This window comes from Lysobacter niastensis, from assembly GCF_015453285.1.
Lineage (GTDB): Bacteria > Pseudomonadota > Gammaproteobacteria > Xanthomonadales > Xanthomonadaceae > Lysobacter_J > Lysobacter_J niastensis.
Genome location: NZ_JADLZT010000003.1, coordinates 253,110 through 275,893, shown reverse-complemented (window position 1 = coordinate 275,893; position 22,784 = coordinate 253,110). Strand labels below are relative to the sequence as shown.

The following is a 22,784-nucleotide window of genomic DNA, read 5'->3' as shown; positions in this document are numbered from 1 at the left end:
CCGGATCGCACCGTTCCAGCGGTTGCGATAATGATCGCTTGCAAGTAGATAGCGCGCTATGTAAATTACCGGCCCATGAAGACCGCCGCCGCCACCCGCAAGCCGAAGGCCGCAGCCCCGCAGACGCTGGATGCCCAGCTCTGTTTCGCGCTGTATTCGACCGGCCTGGCGTTGAACAAGGTCTATCGCAAGCTGCTGGCCCCGCTTGGCCTGACGTATCCGCAGTACCTCGTGATGCTGGTGCTGTGGGAGCGCGACCAGGTCACCGTCTCTGAAATCGGCGAAAGGTTGTTCCTCGACTCGGCGACGCTGACGCCGCTGCTCAAGCGGCTGGAAGCGTCCGGGCTGATTACGCGCACGCGGGCCAAGGACGACGAGCGTCAGGTCATCATCGCGCTGACGCCGGAAGGCCGGGCGCAGAAGGCCGAAGCGCGCGCGGTGCCGATGGAACTGTTCTGCGCGACCGAATGCACGGTCGATGAGCTGGGCGCGATGAAGCAGCAACTGGAGTCGCTGCGGACCAGCCTTGCCAGGAACACGTAGCCCCACTGCCCACGTTTCGTTTGATCAAACATATAGCGCGCTATTTAATAGCGCATAGTGGTAATCCGCCGGCAACGGCATCCAATCCCCGCAGTCCCCCCCAACAGGAGTCATCCCATGTCCGTCCCGCAGATCCTCTACACCGCCTACGCCAAAGCCACCGGTGGCCGTGATGGCCGCGCCGTGTCCTCCGACAAGGTGCTGGACGTCAAGCTCACCACGCCGCGCGAGCTCGGCGGTGCCGGTGGCGAAGGCACCAACCCCGAGCAGTTGTTCGCCGCCGGCTATTCGGCATGCTTCATCGGCGCGATCAAGTTCGTCGCCGGCAAGGAGAAGATCGCGCTGCCGGCCGACACCAGCATCGAAGGTGCCGTCGGCATCGGCCCGATCGAAGGCGGCTTCGGCCTTGCGGTCGAACTGAAGATCTCGATCCCGGGCATGCCGCGCGAGCAGGCCGAAGCGCTGGTGCAGAAGGCGCACCACGTCTGCCCGTACTCCAACGCAACCCGCGGCAACGTCGACGTCACCCTGACGGTGCTGTAAGCGCTCGTCGCTGGAAACCTCCGAGCAGGCTCGACGACTCCCGGCACGCGCCGGGAGTCGTCGTGTGAGGACTACGGACGCGCTTCGAAGACGAGGTTGAACGGCGTCTGCGTCGCGCGGCGGAAGCGAGTGAAGCCCGCTTCCTCCATCACGGCACGCAGCCGCGCTTCACCTGCCTGCGCACCCAGTGCAGGCCCGTTGCGCGCAAGCGATACCGGCACGCAGATCTGGGAGGATGCGCCGTAGTACACGCGTCCGACGGGATTGAGGTTGTCTTCGACCTTGTCGTTGGCGAAGGGCTCCACGAGCATGCAGTTGCCATCGGGCCTGAGCGCCTGCAGCGCGTGCCGCGCGGCACCGACCGGATCGCCCATGTCGTGCAGGCAGTCGAAGAAGCAGATCAGGTCGAAGTGATGGCCGCTGTAGCCGGTGGCATCGGCGACTTCGAAGTACGCATTGTCGACGCAGGCCTGCTTGGCACGCTCGCGTGCGACCTCGATCGAAGGCGGATGGTAGTCGTAGCCGATGAAGCTCGCCTTGGGGAACGCATGCGCCATCAGCGTGGTGCTGGCGCCATGCCCGCAGCCGACATCGGCCGCCTTGCCGCCGGCCCTGAGCTTCTCGAGCACTCCGTCGAGCGCTGGCAGCCAGCTGGCGAGCAGGTTGGCGTTGTAGCCCGCGCGGAAGAAGCGTTCGGTGCCCTGGAACAGGCAGGGATGGTGTTCGCCCCACTCCATGCCCTTGCCCGTGCGGAAGTTTTCCTTGGTGCGTTCGAGTGCATGGAACGTGGCTTCGACCACCGAGTACGCGCCGGGCAGGTCGACCGGCCCGTGCGGGTCTGCCAGGCACGCCGCCTGTTCCTCGCTCAACGAGTAAGTGTCGGTGGCCGCGTCGTATTGCACGTAGCCGCCGGCGGCCTGGTTGCCGAGCCACTCGCGCACGTAGCGTTCGTTGGTATCGGTCTGCCGCGCCAGCTCGCCGGAGGTCATCGGCCGTTTCGCCAGCGCCTTGTACAGCCCGAGCTGGTCGCCGACGAGCATCAGCGCGGCGCTGATCGCGGCGCCGAGGTCGCCGACCGCGTGGCCGAGAAACTGGTTGAGCCGGTCTTCGTTGATGCTCATGGCTGCGCCCCGGGGTGATGCGGACCTTCCATGGACAAGCGGCACCGCCTGCCGCGGGCTACCGGCACGGCCCGCGCGCGGCCGGGCGCCACGCGATCCGGCTCGGGAATGTCAGGCCGCTTCGGCCGGCTTGAGGTTCAGCACGACCCGCACGAGCCCGGGCGCGTCCTGCTGGAACTCGCGTTCAAAGCCAAGCGACTGCGCCAGCGCGAGCATCGGCTGGTTGTGTTCGAACACGTCGCCGTACACGCGGTCGAGCTTCTTGCCGCGCGCCCACTTGACCAGCCGCGTCATCAGGTAACGGCCCAGGCCGAGCCCGGCGACGTAGTGGCTCACGAGGATGGCGAACTCGGCATCGTGGCCGTTGTCGTCGATGGCGATGCGGGCAACGGCACCGACCAGGGCTTCGCCGGGCGGCAGCGGCTCGGCGGCGACCAGTGCGAACTCGGTCTTCGGATTGATCCGGGTCAGGCGTTCGGCCATGTCCGGTGTCAGTTCCTTGAGCGCATAGAGGAAACGCTGGCGCACTTCTTCCGGTCCCAGCAGCCCGAAGGCGGCGCGGATCGGTTCCGCGTCTTCGGGACGGATGGGGCGGATGAGCACCTCACGCCCATTGGGGAGACGCTGGCGTTCGTGCCAGGGTGGGAGTCGTTCGCGCGCGGCCATGCGGCGGATATTCGCACAACGCTTTTGCAAAACCCTTCATTCGGTTTTTACATCCAGGCGCTGCTCAAGGGCCGGTTTTCGCGGGTGCAATCGGCTGGGAGCCGGGGTCGCGAACGGGTGCGAGCGCGTCACGGATGCAGTCGTGGCGGCCGGGGGGCATCGCCCCCGATGCTAGACTCGCGCGGCACAATGCCCGACAACCTGGAGCAAGGAAGACAGCATGGCTGGTGGTGGAGATTCGACCCGCGCGATCGTGTTCGCGCTTGGCGCCAATTTTGCTATTGCGGTGGCGAAGGGTGTCGCTGCCTTTTTCACCGGGTCGAGCGCGATGCTGGCCGAAACCGTGCACTCGCTGGCCGACTGCGGAAACCAGTTGCTGCTGCTGTTCGGCATGCGCCAGGCCAAGCGCCCGGTGTCTCCGGACTACCCCCTGGGCTATGGCAAGGCGATCTACTTCTGGTCGTTCCTGGTCGCGGTGATGCTCTTCACGATCGGCGGCATGTTTTCGCTGTACGAGGGCATCCACAAGCTGCAGCACCCCGAACCGCTGAAGCAGTGGTGGTGGGCGGCAGGCGTACTGGTGTTCGGCATCATCGCCGAGGCCATCTCGATGAAGGCCTGCCTGTATGAGGTCAGGAAGTCGCGCGGGTCGCGCTCGATCTGGCAGTGGTTCCGCGAGAGCCGCCAGGCCGAGCTGGTGGTGATCTTCGGCGAGGACCTGGCCGCGCTGCTCGGCCTGGTGCTGGCGCTGGGTGCGGTGATGCTGGCCGTGATCACCGGCAACCCGGTGTGGGACGCCATCGGCACCATCGCCATCGGCGCGCTGCTGGTGGTTGTCGCGGTGCTGGTCGCGGTCGAGATCAAGGCGCTGCTGATCGGCCAGAGCGTGGATCCCGAGCGCCAGCGCCAGATCCGCGAGTTCCTAGACAAGCGCCCGGAGATCGCGCGCGTGATCAGCGTGATCACGCTGCAGCTCGGCAACGAGGTCATGGTCTCGGTGCAGGCGCAGATGCGCGAAGAGAACAGCGTGCGGATGCTCTCCGAGCACATCAACGCCGTGGAGCGGGCGATGAAGCAGGCTTTCCCGGAAGTGCGCTGGAGCTTCTTCGAGCCGGACTTCAAGTCGGCCTGAGGCGGCTGCGCTATTCCGAGGCGACGCCTGCCAGTTCCAGAACCCAGCGCGGCGTCGTGGGCTCGCCGCCGTAGAACGAAGTGCCGCGGTTCTCGGCCGCGGCCCAGCGATGGATCCAACTGGTGCCATAGCTGCCGGTGTAGCCGTCGGGCCGCGCATAGGCGGGGTCCCGGGTGGCGTCCTCCAGCGACACGAACCGGTAGCCGTGTCCGCGCAGGGCATCGCCCAGCGCAGCGAACGCATCGGCGTTGAGTTCGTTGGCATGCAGCAACAGGACCTGCGGCACCAGGTAGCCCAGCAGCATGCTGGACCGGCGCTCGAAGTAGGCGACGCGCAGCATCATGTATCTCACATAGTCCTGGCGTAGCCGTTGCCGGGTCTGCTCGTCGCCCTGCCGCAAGGTGTTGCGGTAGGCGGCCGCCCAAATCCAGTCCGAGTTCGTCACCGTGACCGGCGCGATGCGATAGCCGTGCTCGCGCAGGAAGGTCTCCAGCGCGGTCCGGTCGTCATGGTTCGTTCCGGTTCGCAGGTAGGGATGGCGGAACCATTGCGGCGTCTGGCCACGTGCCGCGAGCAGCGGCCGCAGGTGCGCCTCGCCCAGCAGAATGTCGCGCTGGTACGCCTCCAGGCCCACCGCGTTGAAGTCGAGGTGGCTGGCGGTGTGGTTGCCGAGAGACAGGCCGGCCTCCAGCCAGGCTTCGAGCATCGCCGTGCGATCGGGGCGGAAACTGCCCTGGGACCACAGCCGCGATTCGTTGACGAAGCCGATGGCGGGGACGCCGCTTTGCCGCAGGGCATCCACGAGCCTTTTGTGGTGGTCCAGCATGTCCATCGGCACCGATCCCTCCGCCGGAAGCGGCGTGGCCGGTTCCAGCGACGCCCACGGAAGATCGTCGAAGGTCACCGCGATGCGGCGGTCGGGCTCGTTCGCGTGGACGGCGGCGGCCAGCAGCAGGGCCATGGCCGGGACGACCGGGAGCAGGCGTCTGAACAGCACGCGCCGGAACAGCAGGCGCAGGATCGAAGCTGGCATGCTGCTGCGTTTCTCCTTATCCGTGCCGGACCGCGCCCGCGATCACGGCGCCTGCCGCAGCCATTCGAGCCGCGACTGAGGCTGCACTTCCCCCAGCACCTGCGCCAGTACCGGCAGGGCGGGCGCGAGCTTTTCGTCGAGCTTGTAGGGTGGGTTGAGCAGCAGCATGCCGCTGCCGGTCATGCGCAGCGGCGAATCGTCGGGGTAGACCTGCAGTTCGGCCAGCAGCGCCGACTTGGCCGGCAGCGCGGCGGCACGGCGGAAGAACGGCTGCAGCGAGCGGCGCAGCTTGATCGGGTACCACAGCGCGTAGGTCGCCTGCGGCCAGCGCGTCAATGCTTCGCGCAACGAGTGGATGACCGCGTCGAACTCCTCCAGCTGCGCCTCGTACGGCGGGTCGATCAACACGAGCCCACGGTTGTAGCGGGTATTGCCGATGCGCGGGGGCAGCAGCGCTTTCATCGCCGCGTAGCCGTCGCGCTCGTGCACGGCGACGCGCTCGTCGGCGCTGAAGTTGGCGCGGAGCTGGCCGGCTTCCTCGGGGTGCAGTTCGCAGACGGCGATGCGGTCGTCCGCCCGCAGCGCATGGGCGAGCAGCCACGGCGAGCCGGGGTAGGCGGCGCGTCCGTGTTCGACGCGGCAGGCACGCACGGCCCGCAGGTAGTGGTCGATCAGCGGATCCTTGGGGGCTTCGGCGAGCAGGCGCCCGATGCCACCCTCGGCCTCGCCGGTGCGCTGCGCGGAGTTGCTGTCGAGCGCGTACAGGCCGCGGCCGGCATGGGTGTCGAGGGCGAACAGCGGCGCCGGCTTGGCGGTCATTGCGTCGCACAGGGCCAGCAGTACGACGTGCTTGAGCACGTCGGCGTGGTTGCCGGCGTGGAAGGCGTGGCGGTAGTTCATGGGCATAGGGTAGCCCGTGGCGCTTGTCCTATGCTGGTGCCCCCCGGGTCCATGGCCTCCGCATGCCGCGCATCCTGCTGGTCGAAGACGAAACCGCAATCGCCGAAACGGTGCTTTACGCGCTGCGGGCCGAGGGTTTCGAGGCCGTGCACTGCCTGACCGGCGGCGAGGCGCTGCGCCAGGCGCGCGCGCAGCCGTTCGACCTGGCAGTACTCGACATCGGCCTGCCGGACATCGGCGGGCTGGCGCTGTGCCGCGAACTGCGCCGCGACGGCGACCTGCCGGTGATCTTCCTGACCGCCCAGGGAGCCGAGGCCGATCGCATCCTCGGCCTGGAGATCGGTGCCGACGATTACGTCACCAAGCCGTTCTCGCCGCGCGAGCTCGCCACCCGGGTGCGGGTGGTGCTGCGGCGCGGACGCCCACAACCGGCCGAGGCGGCCCTGGCCGGTTTCGTGCACGACGCCGACAGCCGCCGGATCCGCTACCGCGGCCAGCCGCTGGACCTGACCCGTTACGAGTACGGCCTGCTCGCGGCGCTGCTGCTGCGTCCCGGCGCCGTGCTGTCGCGTGCGCAGCTGATGGATCGCGTCTGGGGCGATGCGCTGGACAGCGGCGACCGCACCGTCGACACCCACATCAAGACCCTGCGCGCCAAGCTGCACGCGGTCGCCCCGGACTCCGACCCGATCCGCACCCATCGCGGGCTGGGCTACTCGCTCGAATCGCGATGAAGATCGGACTGCGCATCTTCCTGGGCTACTTCCTGATAGTCGCGCTGGCGGCGTGGCTGCTGGCGCGGGTGTTCATCGCCGAGGTCAAGCCTGGCGTGCGCCAGGCGATGGAGGACACGCTGGTCGACAGCGCCAACGTTCTCGCCGAACTGGCTACCGACGACCTGATGGCTGGCCGCATCAACGACGGCAATTTCGCGCGCCGGGTGAAGGCACTGCGCGGGCGCGACCTCGGTGCCGAGATCTGGGGCTTCGACAAGCGCGCCGCCAACTACCGACTGTACGTGACCGACGCCCGCGGCATCGTCGTGTTCGACAGCACCGGACGCGATGTCGGCAAGGACTACTCGCGCTGGAACGATGTCTATCTGACGCTGCGCGGACGCTACGGTGCGCGCTCCACCCGCAGCGACCCGAACGATCCGAACTCCACGGTGATGCACGTCGCCGCGCCAATCCGCGACGGCGACCGCATCATCGGCGTGCTGACCATCGCCAAGCCCAACCGCTCCATCGCGCCTTTCATCGAGCGCAGCCAGGCGGTGGTGACGCGCTGGGGCATCGTGCTGATGGGCGTGGCGCTGCTGGTGGGACTGGTCGCGGCGTGGTGGCTGTCACGCCAGCTCGGTGGGTTGCGCCGTTATGCCCACGCGGTCACCGCCGGCGAACGCGCGACGCTGCCGAAGTCGGCCGGCGAGTTCGCCGACCTCGGAAACGCGCTGGAGACGATGCGTGCGCGCCTGGAGGGCAAGCAGTACGTCGAGCAGTACGTGCACACGCTGACGCATGAGATGAAGAGTCCGCTGGCGGCGATCCGTGGCAGCGCCGAACTGCTCGAGCAGGCAGGCGGCGACTCGCCGATGGACGAAGCCGACCGCGCGCGCTTCGCTGCCAGCATCCGCGCGCAGAGCGAGCGTCTGGCACAGATGATCGACAAGATGCTGGCGCTGGCGGCAGTGGAGCATCGCCAGCGGCTGGACAATCCCGAGAGTGTCGACGTCGCCGGGATCGCACGCGAGGCCGCCGCGCAGTGTGCGCTGCGGTTGTCGCAACGCGGGCAGCGCGTCGAAGTGATGGCCGACGACGGGTCGCTGGAGGTGTCAGGCGACGCTTTCCTGCTACGACAGGCTCTGGTCAACCTGATCGACAACGCCGCCGACTTTTCGCCGCAAGGCGGGACGATCGAGCTGCAGTATTCGCATCGCGCGGGCAGGCTGCACATCGAGGTCCGCGACCGCGGAGCAGGAATTCCCGGCTATGCGGTATCGCGCGTGTTCGAGCGCTTCTATTCGCTCGCACGTCCGGACAACGGCAGCCGCAGCAGCGGTCTGGGGCTGTGCTTCGTCGCCGAAGTCGCGCAACTGCACGGCGGCAGCGCCGCGCTGGTCAACCGCGAGGGCGGCGGCGCCGTGGCGTCGCTGGACCTGCCGCTGCGCTGAGACTTCACCCTCGCTTCACCGTCGCGCCATCGGCGCCACACGAACGTCCTCGATCCTGCCGTCACGACCAACGACGGGAGACGCACATGCGTCTGGGACTGAAGATACTGATGGTGCTGGGCCTGGCCCTGGCGATCCTGGTGCCGCTTTCGATGATCCGCGGCGTGATCGGCGAGCGGCAGATGTACCGGACACAGGCGGTGGAAGGCATCGCGCGCAGCTACGCGGGCGCGCAGTCGTTCGCCGGTCCGGTGCTGGTGGTGCCGTACACGCGCAAGGTGGAAGTGGAGGAGAAGGACGACCGGGGCTTTCCCCGCAAGGTAGTGCGCGAGGAGGCGGGGCAGTGGACCTTCTTCCCGGTGTCGCTGGAGGCCGGCGGTCAATTGCGGCCGGGCGTCCGCCGTCGCGGGCTGCACGAGGTGCGCGTCTACGAGTGGCAGGCCAATGCCCGCGCCCGGTTCGACGTGCGCATCCCGCAGGATGGCGCCGACAATCCCGCTACCGCACCGGAAGGCGTCGCGCCCGCCCGCCGCATCGGCCGCCCGTGGCTGAGCTATGGCATCGCCGACGTGCGCGGCCTGATCGGCTCGCCGCGCCTGCAGGTCAACGGCGTCGACATGGCGCTGGAGGAAGGCCTGGGCAGTCGCGACGGCGGCGGCGTGCACGTGCGTCTGGCCGAACCTTCCGCCGGACAGGTCCTGAAGCTGGAGACGAGGCTGGACTTCGTGCTGGGTGGCACCGAGTCGTTGGCGATCGTGCCGCTGGGCAAGAGCAACCGTTTCTCCATCGAGTCGGCCTGGCCGCATCCGCGCTTCGGTGGCAGCTTCCTTCCGCGCATGCATGACATCAGCGCCAAGGGCTTCAACGCGCAGTGGGAGGTGTCCTCGCTGGCCACCAACGCGCAGGCGCAATACCTGGCCGGCAAGCGCCTGCCGGAACTGGAGAGCGGTGAGGCGGAGGGGGAGGCGATGCGCATGGGCGGCATCGATGCGGTGGGCCTGTCGCTGGTCGATCCGGTCAATGTCTACTCGCAGGCCGACCGCGCGAGCAAGTACGGCATGCTGTTCGTGCTGCTGACCTTCGTCGGCTTCTTCATGTTCGAGCTGATCAAGCAGCTGCGCATCCACCCGATCCAGTACGTGCTGGTCGGGCTGGCGCTGGCGATCTTCTTCCTGCTGCTGGTCAGCCTGAGCGAGCACATCGCCTTCGGCTGGGCCTATCTGGCCGCGAGCGTCGCCTGCATCGGGCTGCTCGGTTTCTACGTCAGTGCCGTGTTGCACAGCGCTGTGCGTGGCATCGGTTTCGCGGCGATGCTGGCCACGCTGTACGCGGCGCTGTATGGATTGCTGGTATCGGAGGACAACGCGCTCGTGCTGGGCTCGGCGCTGCTGTTCGTGATCCTGGCGGCGATCATGGTGGTCACGCGGCGAGTCGACTGGTACCAGCTGTCCGGCAGCCGTGCCGCGATGGCGCGGGCCTGACCCGTGCTGGCGGTATGGTCGCTCCGGGCCATGGCGCCGGATCTCAGGACTTAGAATCGAGCCATGGATACTTCAGCACTGACGATCCGATGCTGCTCCGGCACCGCGATCGAACCTCATCTCGAAGACATCGCGCGGCTGCGCATCGCGGTGTTCCGCGACTGGCCTTACCTCTACGAGGGTGATGCCGGCTACGAGGCGCAATACCTGCGCACCTACGTCGACTCGCCGCGCAGCGTGGTGGTGCTCGCCCAGGCCGGCTACGACACCGGGCAGGTCTTCTACTGCGGCGAGTCGGTTCTGCTTCCACGTTACCGTGGCCTGGGCCTGGGCCATCGCTTCTTCGACGAACGCGAAGCGCATGCACGCGCCCTGGGCGGCTTCCGCTGGACGTCGTTCTGCGCGGTCGACCGCAGCGACGACGATCCGCGCCGTCCGTCCGCCCATCGCGGCAACGAGGCGTTCTGGCACAAGCGCGGTTACCGGCGTGCCGCCAATCTGAGCATGTCGCTGCCGTGGAACGAGGTAGGCGGTGGCGAGGTCATGCACACCCTGACGTACTGGCTGCGGCCGCTGGAGGACATGCTATGAGCGGGGCGATGAGCGCTGTGATGCAAGGCGCGATGAAAGTCGCGGTGGCCAAGTACACGATCGACGCGCCGGGGGATTTCGATGCGTTCGCGGCGAAGCAGGCGCAGTGGCTGGACGAAGCGCACCGGCTCGGCGCGCAGATGGCGGTGCTGCCCGAGTACCTGTCGCTGGAACTGGGTGCGACGTTCGACGAGGCCACGCGCAGCGATCTGCATGCGTCAATGGCGGCGATACAGGTTCATCATGGCCGCTGGCTCGACCTGTTCGCACAACTGGCGCGCGAGTGCGCGATGCACGTCGTGGCCGGTACGTTCCTGCTCGACCTGGGGCACGGCCGCTACCGCAACCGAAGCTATGCGTTCGCACCCGACGGCAGCCATGTCTGGCAGGACAAGTTGCGCCTGACCGGCTTCGAGAAACGCGCGCAGGTCATCGAACCGGGCGACGCGCTGAAGGTGTTCGAGACCGGCGAGGTCCGCAGTGCGATCGCCGTGTGCTACGACAGCGAGTTTCCGCTGCCTGTGCGCGCCCAATGCGAGGCCGGCGCGCGGTTGCTGATCGTGCCGAGTTGTACCGACACCGAGGCGGGCGCGACACGCGTTCGCGTCGGCTGCCTGGCTCGCGCACTGGAAAACCGCTCCTTCGTCGCGCAGGCGGTGACCGCGGGGGAAGCTCTGTGGAGCCCGGCGCTCGACGTCAACACCGGCGAGGCGGCGCTGATCGCACCGATGGACGTGGGTCTCCCGCACGACGGCATGATCGTGCAGACCAGCGGGCAGCAGCACTGGGCCGTAGCCACGCTCGACTTCGCCGCACTGGAGGCAAGCCGCACTCAGGCGCAGGTGGCGAACGATCGCGATTGGGCAAGCCAGTATTTTCCCAGCGTGGCTCGGGCGAAGGTGAGCGCATTCGCGCGGTGATGGGTGGCGGAGTCAATGTCTGGCTGCGCTGCCTGACGCTGCTGACGGTGGTGTCGCTTTCGGCTTGCGCTGATCTCTGCGGCAACGATCTGGTTGCAACGACGATCTCACCGAGCAGTCACCGCACTGCGGTGGTGTTTGAGCGTGCTTGCGGCGCGACCACGGGCCACAGCACACAGCTTTCAGTGCTGTCTCGGAGTGATGCCCTGCCAAATGATCCGGGAAACGCTCTGGTGGTGGATGATCGTGTCAGGCTGGATGTGCGCTGGGTGGATGACGTCACGCTTGAGGTGCGGTTGCCGGCGAATGCGGTGACGTACAAAGAGCAGTCCCGTATAGGCCCCGTGGAGGTGCGCTACGTCAGGTAGCGGCAGGCGTCACCAGAACAACGACACGCCCGGCACCAGCCACAGCGACAACCCCGCGAGCGCCGTGCCGATCGCCGTTGCGGCGAGCACATCGCTGGGATAGTGCAGGCCCAGCACGACGCGCGAGGCCGCGACGCTGGCCGTGAACGGCACCAGCAGCCATGCCAGCGTCGGGTAGTGCGCCATCGCCACCAGGCTGAAGGCTATCGCATGCAGCGTATGGCCCGATGGGAAGCTGAACTCGTCCAGCGGCGCCACCCAGGCGCGGATGCGCGCGTCGGAAGCAAACGGCCGTGGGCGGCGCGTCCAGCGCTTGAGCAGCTTGTACAGCGTCAGTGCGATCACGCCCGTGGCGGCCATGTGCGCCGAAGCGGCCAGGCCTTGGATGCCGTCCACCAGCACCAGCGCCGCCATCAGCACGTACCAGAACACGCCGTCTCCGAGACGGCTGATCGCAGCGAAGTAGGCGCGCGAATGGCTGCGCTTGCCCCAGCGGTTGGCGCGCAGGCACCAGCCGCTGTCGCGGTCGATGAGGCGTCGGCGAAGAGGTGACCTGTGCAGCGGCATGCGGCTCATGGGACCTCCTGTTCCGCCGGCGGGGCGGGCTCGTCTGCCACGCGTGCCTGGGCCAGGCCTATCAGCAGCGAATCGAAATCGGCGGCGACACGTTCCGGGCGCAATGTCGCCACGGCCTGGCGCGTGGCCATGCGCATCGCTGCGCGGCTCAGGTCGTCGCCGGCGATGCGGGCGCAGGCGGCGATGAAGCCGGCTTCGTCGCCCGGGCCGATCGCGGCGCCGTGCACGTCGTTGATCAGGTGCTCGCGTGCCGCACCGTAGTCGAACGCCACGGTAGGCACGCCGCTGGCGAGAGCCTCCAGCGTGACGTTGCCGAAGGTCTCGCTGAGGCTCGGGAACACGAACAGGTCGCCGCTGGCGAAGTGGCGCGCCAGCGACTCGCCGCGCTGCACGCCGCAGAAGATGAAATCGGGGTTGTCGTGCTGCAGCCGTTCGCGCGCGGGGCCGTCGCCGACCCAGACGAAGCGCGCCCCGGGTCGGGTCTTCTGCAGTTCGCGGAACGCGCGCACCGCCAGGCCGAGGTTCTTCTCCGCGGCGATGCGGCCGACGTAGATCGCGGCGAAGCCGTTGTCGTCCAGCCCCCATTCGCGACGCAGCGCGGGATCGCGGCGCTGCGGGTCGAACAGGCCGGTGTCGACCGCGCGCGGCAGTCGCACCACGTTGTCGAAGCGTTGCGACTGCAGGAACTGCTGCAACTCCTGGGTCGGCACCAGGGTCGCATCGGCGCCGTTGTGGAAGCGGCGCATCCAGCGAAGCGCCGTGTGCGCCAGGAAAGCGGCGCCGTAGTCGCGCATGTATTCGTCGAAGCGGGTGTGGAACCCGGTTGCGGCCGGAATGCCGAGCCGTCTTGCCGCGCGCAATGCCGACCAGCCGAGCGGGCCTTCGGTGGCGACGTAGATCGCGTCCGGCCGCCATTGCTGCCATTGCGCGCGCAACCGGCGCGTGGCGGGAAGGCCCAGCCGCAGGCCCGGATACCGCGGCAGCGGCGCGCCCGGCAGGAGCAGTTCGAGATGATCGGTGCCTTCGACGTCGTCCGGCTGCCGTGGCCGGATCAACTGGACGTCGTGGCCGCGGGAGCGGAGTCCCCGCTCCAGGCCCTGCACGGTCAGGGCGACGCCGTTGACTTCCGGCGGGTACGTCTCGGTGATGATCGCGTAGCGCATGCGCGGCTCCCGGTTTTTGCAAGGCTGGCCGGGTACGGTGAAACGGCGATGGCAATGCGATGACGGCGCGATGACGGCGTGCGTGAGAAAACGATTACGCGTGCTGGCAAGCGTCCGTCCTGATGCGCAGATGGGTCGCGCGTCGCGGCGGCGTTAACGCTCCAGTTCATACAATGCGCGGCTACCCGGATGCCGGGACCCAAGGAGAGCACGTGCAACGACGGGAAGTGCTGTTGGCAGGACTGTGTTGGCCGTTGATCTCGCTGGTGCCCGACGGGGCCGCGCGGGCGCGGGAAGCGTCGCGGTCCGCACCGACGCCGTTTGGCGAGGACACCGTCGCCGGCCTGGCGCGTACGCTGGCCGCCGCGCCGTTCAAGCCGCAGGCGCAGGCGCTGCCGCCGTCGCTCGCGAAGATCGGATACGACCAGTACCGCGGCATCCGCTTCAATCCTGCCAAGGCCTTGTGGCGCGACCAGGGGCTGCCGTTCCAGGCGCAGTTCTTCCATCGGGCCTTCCTGTTCCGCGACCGCGTCGATGTCTACGCGGTGAGTGGCGGACAGGCGACGCCGGTGGTCTACCACCCCGATCAGTTCACCTTCGACGGCGCGCCCGCGCCGACCGAGAACGACCTGGGCTATGCCGGCTTCCGCCTGCATTCGCCGATCAACCGGCCCGATTACTTCGACGAGGTGTGCGCGTTCCTCGGCGCCAGCTACTTCCGCGCCGTCGCCAAGGGTCAGGCTTATGGGCTGTCCGCGCGAGGGCTGGCCCTGGGCAGCGGCGGGCCGGCCGAGGAGTTCCCGGTGTTCCGCGCGTTCTGGCTGGAGCAGCCGGGCAAGGGCGCCGACCACGCGGTGGTGCATGCGCTGATGGATTCGCCCAGTGCGGCCGGCGCGTTCCGCTTCGACATCCATCCGGGCACCGAGACCGTGTTCGACGTGTCGATGCGCCTGTTCCCGCGCGTCGCGCTGGACAAGGCCGGCATCGCGCCGCTGACCAGCATGTTCCAGTTCGATGCGAACGATCGCGCAGGCATCGACGATTACCGCCCTGCGGTGCACGACTCGGATGGACTCGCGATGATCAACGGCCGCGGCGAGCAGATATGGCGTCCGCTGCAGAATCCGTCGGTGATCCAGGAGAGCGGGTTCGAGGACACCCGGCCGCGCGGCTTCGGCCTGATGCAGCGCAAGCGCGCCTTCGCCGATTACGCCGACAGCGAGGCGCATTACGAGAAGCGTCCGAGCCTGTGGGTAGAACCCGTGGGCGATTGGGGCGAGGGCGCCGTGCACCTGCTCGAGCTTCCGACCGGGGACGAGTTCCACGACAACATCGTCGCGTTCTGGCGGCCGACGCAGCCGCTCGCGGCAGGACGAGAGCATCGGTTCGACTATCGCCTGCACTGGTGCAACGACCACACTTGGCTGCCGCAGCTGGCGGCGGTGGCGCGCACCCGCATCGGCGCCGGCCCGAAGGGCTCGCGGCGCGTCGTGATCGACGTCGCCGGCGGTCGTCTGGCCAAGGTGGGCGACGGCAAGGACGTGCGTGCCGATGTCAGTGCGTCCAAGGGACAGGTGGCCAACGTCGTCGCGCATCCGAACCCGGAAGGAGGCGGTTGGCGCATCGCGTTCGAACTGCTCCCGGGCGCGGAACGCAGCGTCGAGTTGCGCGCCGTGCTGCGTGACGGCGCCGGCCCGCTGTCGGAAACCTGGCTGTACCGGTGGACGCTGTGACCGGGGCGACGATCGTGGCGACGCCCCACACCCCCGACGATGCATCCAACCGGCCGCTCACGCTTCCGCCCGAGTCGCCGCTGGACATGCCCGTGCAGACGCTGCGCGCGGGGCGGTTGGACAAGCCTTCGCTGCCGACCACGCCGCGTGCGATGTCCTTGCGTCGTGCCTACGTCATCGGCGGCGCCGGCGCACTGACGCTGCTGGCCGCCTACCAGATCTGGTGGGTGCTGCGCGGCGGCGGCATCAACGTGCTCGAACTGCTGCTGGTGCTGCTGTTCATCGCACTGTTCGCGTGGATCGCGATGGCCTTCGTCAGCGCGCTGGCGGGCTTCATCCTGATCGCCTCGCGCACGCCGGCCCGCCTGGGTGTGTCGCCGCGCGGACCGCTGCCCGTGCTGCAGTCGCGCACGGCATTGCTGATGCCGACCTACAACGAGGACCCCGAGCGCCTGCTGGCAGGCCTTCAGGCGATCTACGAATCGGTGCGCGACACCGGCCAGCTCGCGCAGTTCGATTTCTTCGTGCTCAGCGATACCACGCGGCCGGAGATCCGCACTGCCGAGGAGCAGTCGTTCGCCGCGCTGCGCGAGCGCAGCGGCGACAGCGAGCGGCTGTTCTACCGGCGCCGCGACGACAACCGCGAGCGCAAGGCCGGCAACATCGCCGAATGGGTGCGGCGCTTCGGCGGCGCCTATCCGCAGATGCTGATCCTCGACGCCGACAGCCTGATGACCGGCGACGTGATCGTGCGCCTGGCCGGTGCGATGGAACGCCATCCCGACGTCGCGCTGATCCAGACGCTGCCGATGATCGTCAACGGCAACACATTGTTCGCGCGCATGCAGCAGTTCGCCTCGCGCGTGTACGGACCGGTGATCGCGCACGGCATCGCCTGGTGGCACGGCGCCGAGAGCAACTACTGGGGCCACAACGCGATCATCCGCACGCGCACTTTCGCCGACCATGCGGGCCTGCCGGAGTTGCGCGGCTTCAAGCCGTTCGGCGGCACGGTGCTGAGTCACGACTTCGTCGAGGCGGCGCTGCTGCGGCGCGGCGGATGGGCGCTGCACATGGTGCCGGGGCTGCAGGGCAGCTACGAGGAAGGTCCGCCGACGCTGACCGACATGCTGATCCGCGACCGCCGCTGGTGCCAGGGAAATCTGCAGCACGGCGCGGTGCTGCCGGCGCGCGGCCTGCACTGGGTCAGCCGCTGGCACCTGCTGATGGGCATCGGCCATTACTTCACGTCGCCGATGTGGGCGATGCTGATGCTGATCGGCCTCGCCATACCGCTGGAAAGCGCGGGGTTCACCTGGAGCAGCCTGTCGCTGCCGGGCTTCTCGCCGGGCGAGTACTGGAAGCAGCAGGACCCGGAGCGGTTCCTGTGGGTCTTCATCCTGACCATGGCGGTGCTGCTGGCGCCCAAGTGCATGGGCTACCTGACCCTGATGTTCGATCGCGACATGCGGCGCGGCTGCGGCGGCGGGTTCCGCGCAGCGTTGAGCATGGTCACGGAGACGCTGCTGGCCGCGCTGATGGCGCCGGTGACGATGTACGTGCAGTCGCGCGGCGTCGCCGAAGTGCTCGCGGGCAAGGACTCGGGGTGGGATGCGCAATGTCGCGACGATGGCACCGTGCCACTGTCGAGCCTGGTGCGCAGCTATGGTGGCCTGAGCGTGCTGGGCGTCATCGCCGGTGTCGCCGCCTATCTGGTCTCACCGTCGCTCGCCGCCTGGATGGCGCCGGTGATCCTCGGCCTGGTGCTGGCGATCCCCATCGTCATGATGACCTCGTCGCGTCGCCTGGGTCTCGCGCTGCGCCGCCTGCGCATCTTCTCGATTCCCGAGGAGCACACGCCGCCGCCGGTACTTACCCGGGCCGCGCAGTTGCGGCGCGCGGCAGCTCGGCGCGGCTGAGCCTGCGGCTCGATCAAGGTATTGCGGAGTGAGGCCGGCGAGTTCCGCCGGCCACCGGAATGGATCAGACGGCTTCGAGCTTCAGCGCGATGCCGAGGCCTGCCATGTCCTGCGGCTCGCCTTCCAGGTCGGCGCGAATCAGCGAGCGCGACTCCAGCCAGCGCCTGGACACGGTCAATGTCAGGTTGACGCCGTCGGCGCGCGCCGACAGTTGCGGGATCGGATCGGGCTCGTGGGCGCGATGCACCAGCACGGCCAGGCGCAACAGCGCGGCGGTGCGACGTGCGTTGAACAGCAGGCGGTCAGGCAATGCATCGAACGCCGACTTGGGAATCCCGCGGCGATGCGTGCGCACCAGCGCGGCGAGGAACTGCTGCTGCTGGCGCGAGAAACCGGCGATGTCGGAGTTCTCGACGACGTAGGCACCATGCACGTGGTACCCGCTATGTGCGATGGCCAGGCCGAGTTCGTGCAGGCGCGCGGCGCGAGCCAGCATCAGTCGATCATCGTCGTCCAGCGCCCAGGCCCGCGCGACCTGGTCGAACAGCTGCAATGCAGTGCCGACGACGCGGCTGGCCTGCGCATCGTCGATGCCGTAGCGCTGCATCAGCGCGGCCACGGCCGCGTCGCGCGGATCGTCGACGCCGCCGCGGCCGACCATGTCGTAGAGGATGCCTTCGCGCATCGCCGCCTTGCTCACCGCCATGCGCTGGATGCCGAGCGCGTCGAAGGCGGCTTCCAGGATCAGCACGCCGCCGGCGATGACCGGGCGTCGCTCGCTGGACAGGCCGGGCAGGTCGATGGCGTCGATACGGTCGGCCTGCAACAGGCGCTCGCGCAGTTGCGGCAACGCCTCGGCGGTGACCGCGCCCTTGGTCAGCTTCAGTGCCGCACAGATCTCGCCGATCGCCTTGTTGGTGCCGGAGGACCCGAGCGCGTCGCCCCAGCCCAGGGCGCGGTAGGTGGCGGCGAACTGCTGGAACTCGGCGGTGACCTCGGTCAGCGCCTCCTTCCATTTCTTCTTGGACAGCTTGCCGTTCTCGAAGAAGCGCCGCGTTGTGGCGACGCAGCCCAGTTGCAGGCTTTCGCGCTCGATCGCCTCGAAGCCGGTACCGATGATGCATTCGGTGGAGCCGCCGCCGATGTCGATCACCAGACGCAGGTCGCCCGGCTTGGACGGCTGCGCGTGGGCGACGCCGAGATAGACCAGGCGCGCTTCTTCGCGGCCCGCAACGACTTCGATGGCGTGGCCGAGCGCGTTCTCCGCCGGCATCAGGAAAGTCTGCGGCTGCGCCAGGCGGCGCACCGTGTTGGTGGCGATGGCACGCACGCGCTGCGGCGGGATATCGCGCACGCGCTGGCCGAAGCGCGAGAGGCAGTCGAGCGCGCGCTGGCGCACGTCCGGGGCCAGGCCGCCCTTGCGGTCCAGGCCTTCGGCCATGCGCACGGTCTCGCGCAGGCGGTCGACGATGCGCAGCTGGCCCAGCACGTAGCGGGCCACGACCATGTGGAAGCTGTTCGACCCCAGGTCCACGGCAGCGAGCAGGTCGCCGTCCGCTAGAGGCAGCCTGGAGGTCGGGTAGGCGTTGTTCATCCGCAGATTTTCGCCAATAACATGGCCTGAGCGGAATGAGGTGCGGTGTTTTCTTCGCGGACGACGCGGCGGTAGCTGCCGTCCGCCGCCAACTGCCAGGCGTTGACGTTATCGGCGAGGTAGTTGGTCAGGGCTTCGTCGCACACGCGCGAGGCCAGGTCGGTGTCGACAACCGGGAAGGCGGCCTCGACCCGGCGCAGCAGGTTGCGCTCCAGCCAGTCGGCGCTGGAGCAGAACAGGTCAGGCGCGCCGTCGTTGGCGAACCAGTACACGCGGTGGTGTTCCAGGAAGCGGCCGACGATCGAGCGCACGCGGATGTTGTCGGACACGCCCGGCACGCCGGGGCGCAGCGTGCAGGCGCCGCGCACGATCAGGTCGATCTGCACGCCGGCCTGCGAGGCCTGGTAGAGCGCGCGGATCACCTGCGGCTCGTTGAGGGCGTTCATCTTGGCGATGATGCGCGCCGGCTTGCCCGCCCGGGCATGCTTGGTCTCGCGATCGATGCGCTTGAGCACGCCAGCATGAAGGGTGAAGGGCGACTGCAGCAGGCGCTTGAGCTTGATCAGCGGTGCCAGGCCGGAGAGCTGCTGGAAAATCAGGTGAACGTCGGCGCCGATGTCCGGGTCGGCGGTGATCAGTCCGAAGTCGGTGTACACGCGGGTGGTGCCGCTGTGGTAGTTGCCGGTACCCAGGTGCACGTAGCGGCGCAGCTTGCGGCCCTCGCGGCGCACGATCAGCAGCATCTTCGCGTGCGTCTTGTAGCCGACCACGCCGTACACGACCTGCACGCCGGCCTCCTGCAGACGATCGGCCAGACCGAGGTTGGCCTCTTCGTCGAAGCGCGCGCGCAACTCGACCACGACGGTGACGTCCTTGCCGTTGCGCGCGGCCTGCACCAGGTGCTCGACGATCGGCGAGTCCTTGCCGGTGCGGTAGAGCGTCTGCTTGATGGCCAGTACGTTCGGGTCCTCCGCGGCCTGGCGGATCAGTTCCAGCACCGGCGTGAACGCGTCGAAGGGGTGGTGCAGCAGCACGTCGCCTTCGGCCACCTTGTCGAACATCGCTTCGATGCCGGGTAGCACGCGCTGCTGGAACAGCGGGAACTTCAGGTCCTGGCGCTGCACCAGGTCGTAGACCTGGATCACGCGGTTGAGGTTGACCGGGCCGTTGATGCGGTAGACCGCGTTCTCGGTGAGGTCGAAGTTCTCCAGCAGCGTGCGAACGATGTCGTCCGGACACTGCTCGGCGATCTCCAGCCGCACCGCGCGCAGGTAGCCGCGGCCGACCAGCTCGTCGCGCAGCGCCAGGGCAATGTTGTCGACTTCCTCCTCGTCCACCAGCAGCTCGGAGTTGCGGGTGACGCGGAACTGGTAGGCGCCCTTGACCTTCATGCCCGGGAACAGCTCGTCGACGAAGGCAGACAGCACGGCCGACAGGAACACGAAGTCGCTCTTGCCGCCGGAGACTTCCTCCGGGATCTGGATGATGCGCGGCAGCGAGCGCGGCGCGCGGACGATGGCGAGATGTCCCTCGCGCCCGAACGCGTCCTTGCCCTTGAGCACGACGACGATGTTGAGCGACTTGTTGAGGATCTTGGGGAACGGATGCGCGGGGTCGAGGCCGAGCGGCGACAGCACCGGCATGATCTCGTCCTGGAAGTAACCGCGCAGCCAGGCGGTCTGCGCCTCGCTCCATGCGTCGCGGTGGAGGACGCGCACGCCTGCCTCGCCCAGTGCCGGGCGCAGCACGTTGTTCCAGCACTCGTACTGCGCCTGCACGAGTTCGGCGGCGCGGTCGTGGATGCGCGCCAGGACCGTTGCCGGCGACAAGCCGTCGGCGCCGGCGGCCAGTCCGAGGTCCTGGGCATGGCGCAGCGTGCCGGCACGGATCTCGAAGAACTCGTCGAGGTTGGTGCAGGAGATGCACAGATAGCGCAGGCGCTCCAGCAGCGGCACCTGCGGGTCCTGCGCTTGGGCAAGCACGCGGAAGTTGAAGTCGAGCTGGCCGATTTCGCGGTTGAAGTACAGCGAGTTGTCGCGCAGCGGATCGGTGCTGTCGGCGAGCATGTCGGCCGGATGGTTTTTGGCGGGCGCGTTCATTGGGGGCGCGTCATGGCAAGGCTTCGAGAGTATCGGCAAAGCCGTGGTCGCGCTGTCTCACGCGCTCGGCGCCGAAGTGGCAGGAGAACGTGCTGCCGCGGCCGACCTCGCTGGTGATCTCCAGCCGGGCCTGGTGCAGGTTGAGCACGTGCTTGACGATGGACAGCCCGAGTCCGGTGCCACCGCTTTCACGCGAGCGGCTGGTCGAAACCCGGTAGAAACGTTCGGTGACGCGCGGCAGGTGCGCGGCCGGGATGCCGTAGCCGCTGTCGATCACTTCCAGCGCGACACCGCCGCGCTGCTCACTGCGCAGGCGCACGCGGATGCTGCCGCCGGCGGGCGTATAGCGCACGGCATTGCCGACGAGGTTGGAGAAGGCGCTGTGGAGTTCCTTGTTGGAACCCCACAGGTCGACGCCGGCGGTGTCCTCGATACTGATCTCGTGGCGGCCCTGGCTGAGCGCCTGTGCCTCGCGACGAAGCGTGGCGAGCATCGGCGCCATCGATACGGTTTCCTCGGTGGCCAGGCTGTCCTGCGACTCCAGCCGCGACAGCATCAGCAGGTCTTCGACCAGTTGGGTCATGCGCTGCGACTGGCGCTGCATCTCGGCCAGCATCGGCGCCCAGTCCGGATGCTCCTGCGGATCGAGCATGTCGAGGTAGCCGTGCACGACCGTCAGCGGCGTGCGCAGTTCGTGCGAGACGTTGGCGACGAAGTCGCGGCGCATCTGCTCCAGCTGCAGCAGGCGGCTGACGTCGCGCGCGATCAGCAGCCAGAGGTCGTCGGAGTAGGGAATCAGGCGCAGGCTGAGCGTGCTGCCGGGTTGCCAGGGCGAGGGCACTTCCAGCGGCTCGGCGTTGCGGCCGGCTGCGAGCCAGTGCGACAGCGTCAGTGGCTGCAGCCGCTGCACGACCGGCTGACCGATGTCGCGCGGGTGGTTCAGGCCGAGCAGCCCGGTGGCGGCCTCGTTGAACCACTGGATGCGCTGGCTGTTGCGCTCGACCACGACGATCGCGTCGGGCAGCGCCGCAGCCGCGGCGCGGTAGGCGCGCAGCATGCCGATCAGGCGCTTCTTGCGGCTTCGCATCTCGCTCTGGCCGCGGTAGAGCAGGCGGTCGAGTTCGTTCCAGATGCCTTCGCCCAGCGCCGGCGACATCCGCTGGCGCGCGGTCAGGCGGATCAGCACGCTGCGCAGGCGCCAGTAGTGCCAGGCAACGACGCCGAGCGCGGCCACGGTGATCACCGGCCAGGGATAGCCGATCAGCACGCCGACCATGGCCGCCACGGCCAGGATCAGGGCGAGCTGGCCGAGCGTGCGGAACCAGGCAGAGCGTGCGCGGGGCGGCATGGGCGAAGTCTATTGAATTGTCATGGGCGAAGGCGCGTTACGGTTCGCGCTTCGGAAATGGGGGCGTCTGCGCGCGAACACACCGCGCGTGGGCGGCGCGGAAAGGCATCCGATGGCGGGCAGAGGGCGGGCGGCAAGCGCGGTACGCCGCCGCCAGCGCCGCCACTCAGGCTTCTACCGCGGCGGAGAAGCGGTAGCCGGCGCCGCGCACGGTCTGCACCATGCCATCGAGCTGGTGCGGCTCCAGTGTCTTGCGCAGGCGCCGGATGTGGACGTCGACGGTGCGCTCCTCCACGTACACGCTGCCGCCCCAGACATGGTCGAGCAGCTGCGTACGCGAGTAGACCCGGTCGGGGTGGGTCATGAAGAAGTGCAGCAGGCGGTATTCGGTCGGGCCGATCTGCACCGCCTGGTCGCCTTCTGCCGATTGCGCGAACACGCGGTGTGCGGCGCCGTCGATGCGCAGCGGACCCACGCCGACGCTGCCGTCCTCGTCGTCCTCACGCGAGCGGCGCAGCACGGCGCGGATGCGGGCGAGCAGCTCGCGCGCCGAGAACGGCTTGACCACGTAGTCGTCGACGCCGGCCTCGAGGCCGCCGACGCGGTCGTTCTCCTCGCCGCGGGCGGTCAGCATGATGATCGGGATCTCCCGCGTCAGCTGCTCCTTGCGCCAGCGCCGGGCCAGCTCCAGGCCGCTGGTGCCGGGCAGCATCCAGTCCAGCAGGATGAGGTCGGGGACGCGGTCGGCGATGGCCGCCTGCGCTTCCCGCGCGTCGCCGGCATGCACCGGGTCGTACTCGCCCTTGCGCAGGGCGAAGGACACCATGTCTCGGATGGCGGGTTCGTCTTCGACTATCAGAATGCGCTTCTGCACGCGGTCA

21 protein-coding genes are annotated in these 22,784 nt (G+C 68.4%); 11 read left to right on the top strand and 10 right to left on the bottom strand.

Translation table 11 applies throughout. The features are described from left to right. Window positions 1-75 precede the first annotated feature (75 nt). Together IU514_RS06395 and IU514_RS06390 are read left to right on the top strand one after the other, a co-directional pair. Window positions 76-543, top strand: coding sequence for a MarR family winged helix-turn-helix transcriptional regulator (locus tag IU514_RS06395; protein WP_194930244.1), 468 nt, complete (start codon window positions 76-78; stop codon window positions 541-543). A 117-nt stretch (window positions 544-660) separates the two neighbouring features. Beyond that, entirely contained in the window at window positions 661-1,086 is a 426-nt protein-coding gene (locus IU514_RS06390; RefSeq protein ID WP_194930243.1) for an organic hydroperoxide resistance protein, read from the top strand. Between the two features lie 71 nt (window positions 1,087-1,157). On the opposite strand, the gene IU514_RS06385 is transcribed toward IU514_RS06390, so the two are convergent. Together IU514_RS06385 and IU514_RS06380 are read right to left on the bottom strand one after the other, a co-directional pair. Continuing rightward, window positions 1,158-2,207: a class I SAM-dependent methyltransferase gene (locus IU514_RS06385; protein ID WP_194930242.1), complete on the bottom strand. Its 1,050-nt coding sequence runs from the start codon at window positions 2,205-2,207 to the stop codon at window positions 1,158-1,160. A gap of 111 nt (window positions 2,208-2,318) precedes the next feature. Beyond that, complete coding sequence (locus IU514_RS06380) at window positions 2,319-2,873, bottom strand: GNAT family N-acetyltransferase (protein ID WP_194930241.1); 555 nt, start codon at window positions 2,871-2,873, stop codon at window positions 2,319-2,321. A 220-nt stretch (window positions 2,874-3,093) separates the two neighbouring features. On the opposite strand from IU514_RS06380, the gene IU514_RS06375 reads away from it, so the two are divergent. Further along, window positions 3,094-4,005 (top strand): cation diffusion facilitator family transporter, encoded by a 912-nt coding sequence (locus IU514_RS06375; RefSeq protein WP_194930240.1) that lies wholly within the window; start codon window positions 3,094-3,096, stop codon window positions 4,003-4,005. A 10-nt stretch (window positions 4,006-4,015) separates the two neighbouring features. Here IU514_RS06375 and IU514_RS06370 read toward each other — a convergent pair whose 3' ends face one another. Beyond that, complete coding sequence (locus IU514_RS06370) at window positions 4,016-5,038, bottom strand: polysaccharide deacetylase family protein (RefSeq protein ID WP_386760893.1); 1,023 nt, start codon at window positions 5,036-5,038, stop codon at window positions 4,016-4,018. 42 nt (window positions 5,039-5,080) lie between these two features. Beyond that, window positions 5,081-5,938: a 23S rRNA (adenine(2030)-N(6))-methyltransferase RlmJ gene (locus IU514_RS06365; protein WP_194930239.1), complete on the bottom strand. Its 858-nt coding sequence runs from the start codon at window positions 5,936-5,938 to the stop codon at window positions 5,081-5,083. A gap of 62 nt (window positions 5,939-6,000) precedes the next feature. On the opposite strand from IU514_RS06365, the gene creB reads away from it, so the two are divergent. The 6 genes from creB (at window position 6,001) to IU514_RS06335 (ending at window position 11,471) form a co-directional block, all read left to right on the top strand. Beyond that, window positions 6,001-6,672 (top strand): two-component system response regulator CreB, encoded by a 672-nt coding sequence (creB, locus tag IU514_RS06360; protein WP_194930238.1) that lies wholly within the window; start codon window positions 6,001-6,003, stop codon window positions 6,670-6,672. Then, the gene (creC, locus tag IU514_RS06355) at window positions 6,669-8,111 is read left to right on the top strand and encodes a two-component system sensor histidine kinase CreC (protein ID WP_194930237.1); all 1,443 of its coding nucleotides are present in this window, start codon (window positions 6,669-6,671) and stop codon (window positions 8,109-8,111) included. The genes creB and creC overlap by 4 nt, the downstream gene beginning before the upstream one ends. A gap of 86 nt (window positions 8,112-8,197) precedes the next feature. Next, window positions 8,198-9,592, top strand: a complete 1,395-nt coding sequence (gene creD / locus IU514_RS06350; RefSeq protein ID WP_194930236.1) for a cell envelope integrity protein CreD — start codon at window positions 8,198-8,200, stop codon at window positions 9,590-9,592. Window positions 9,593-9,655: 63 nt separating this feature from the next. Continuing rightward, window positions 9,656-10,183 carry a GNAT family N-acetyltransferase gene (locus tag IU514_RS06345; RefSeq protein ID WP_194930235.1) on the top strand — a complete coding sequence of 176 codons (528 nt, stop codon included), beginning with the start codon at window positions 9,656-9,658 and terminating at the stop codon, window positions 10,181-10,183. Between the two features lie 32 nt (window positions 10,184-10,215). Then, window positions 10,216-11,103 carry a carbon-nitrogen hydrolase family protein gene (locus tag IU514_RS06340; RefSeq protein WP_194930484.1) on the top strand — a complete coding sequence of 296 codons (888 nt, stop codon included), beginning with the start codon at window positions 10,216-10,218 and terminating at the stop codon, window positions 11,101-11,103. After that, window positions 11,043-11,471 (top strand): hypothetical protein, encoded by a 429-nt coding sequence (locus tag IU514_RS06335; RefSeq protein ID WP_194930234.1) that lies wholly within the window; start codon window positions 11,043-11,045, stop codon window positions 11,469-11,471. Before IU514_RS06340 ends, IU514_RS06335 begins: the two co-directional genes overlap by 61 nt. Window positions 11,472-11,480: 9 nt before the next feature. Here IU514_RS06335 and IU514_RS06330 read toward each other — a convergent pair whose 3' ends face one another. Together IU514_RS06330 and IU514_RS06325 are read right to left on the bottom strand one after the other, a co-directional pair. Continuing rightward, window positions 11,481-12,038: a phosphatase PAP2 family protein gene (locus IU514_RS06330; protein ID WP_194930483.1), complete on the bottom strand. Its 558-nt coding sequence runs from the start codon at window positions 12,036-12,038 to the stop codon at window positions 11,481-11,483. A 5-nt stretch (window positions 12,039-12,043) separates the two neighbouring features. Continuing rightward, window positions 12,044-13,210 carry a glycosyltransferase family 4 protein gene (locus IU514_RS06325; RefSeq protein WP_194930233.1) on the bottom strand — a complete coding sequence of 389 codons (1,167 nt, stop codon included), beginning with the start codon at window positions 13,208-13,210 and terminating at the stop codon, window positions 12,044-12,046. 212 nt (window positions 13,211-13,422) lie between these two features. On the opposite strand from IU514_RS06325, the gene IU514_RS06320 reads away from it, so the two are divergent. Continuing rightward, on the top strand, window positions 13,423-14,943 hold the full coding sequence (locus IU514_RS06320; RefSeq protein WP_324187792.1) for an OpgD/OpgG family glucan biosynthesis protein: 1,521 nt from the start codon (window positions 13,423-13,425) through the stop codon (window positions 14,941-14,943). Window positions 14,944-14,957: 14 nt separating this feature from the next. Further along, window positions 14,958-16,862, top strand: a complete 1,905-nt coding sequence (gene mdoH, locus IU514_RS06315; protein ID WP_324187791.1) for a glucans biosynthesis glucosyltransferase MdoH — start codon at window positions 14,958-14,960, stop codon at window positions 16,860-16,862. Window positions 16,863-16,926: 64 nt separating this feature from the next. Here the strand turns inward: mdoH and ppx are convergent, their stop codons facing one another. The 4 genes from ppx to phoB form a co-directional block, all read right to left on the bottom strand. Then, window positions 16,927-18,456: an exopolyphosphatase gene (ppx, locus tag IU514_RS06310; protein ID WP_194930231.1), complete on the bottom strand. Its 1,530-nt coding sequence runs from the start codon at window positions 18,454-18,456 to the stop codon at window positions 16,927-16,929. After that, the gene (gene ppk1 / locus IU514_RS06305) at window positions 18,453-20,555 is read right to left on the bottom strand and encodes a polyphosphate kinase 1 (protein WP_194930230.1); all 2,103 of its coding nucleotides are present in this window, start codon (window positions 20,553-20,555) and stop codon (window positions 18,453-18,455) included. Before ppk1 ends, ppx begins: the two co-directional genes overlap by 4 nt. A gap of 10 nt (window positions 20,556-20,565) precedes the next feature. Further along, complete coding sequence (gene phoR / locus IU514_RS06300) at window positions 20,566-21,903, bottom strand: phosphate regulon sensor histidine kinase PhoR (RefSeq protein WP_194930229.1); 1,338 nt, start codon at window positions 21,901-21,903, stop codon at window positions 20,566-20,568. A gap of 166 nt (window positions 21,904-22,069) precedes the next feature. Then, a complete protein-coding gene (gene phoB, locus IU514_RS06295; protein WP_194930228.1) occupies window positions 22,070-22,777 on the bottom strand; it encodes a phosphate regulon transcriptional regulator PhoB in 708 nt (235 codons plus the stop codon). Between the last annotated feature and the right edge of the window lie 7 nt (window positions 22,778-22,784).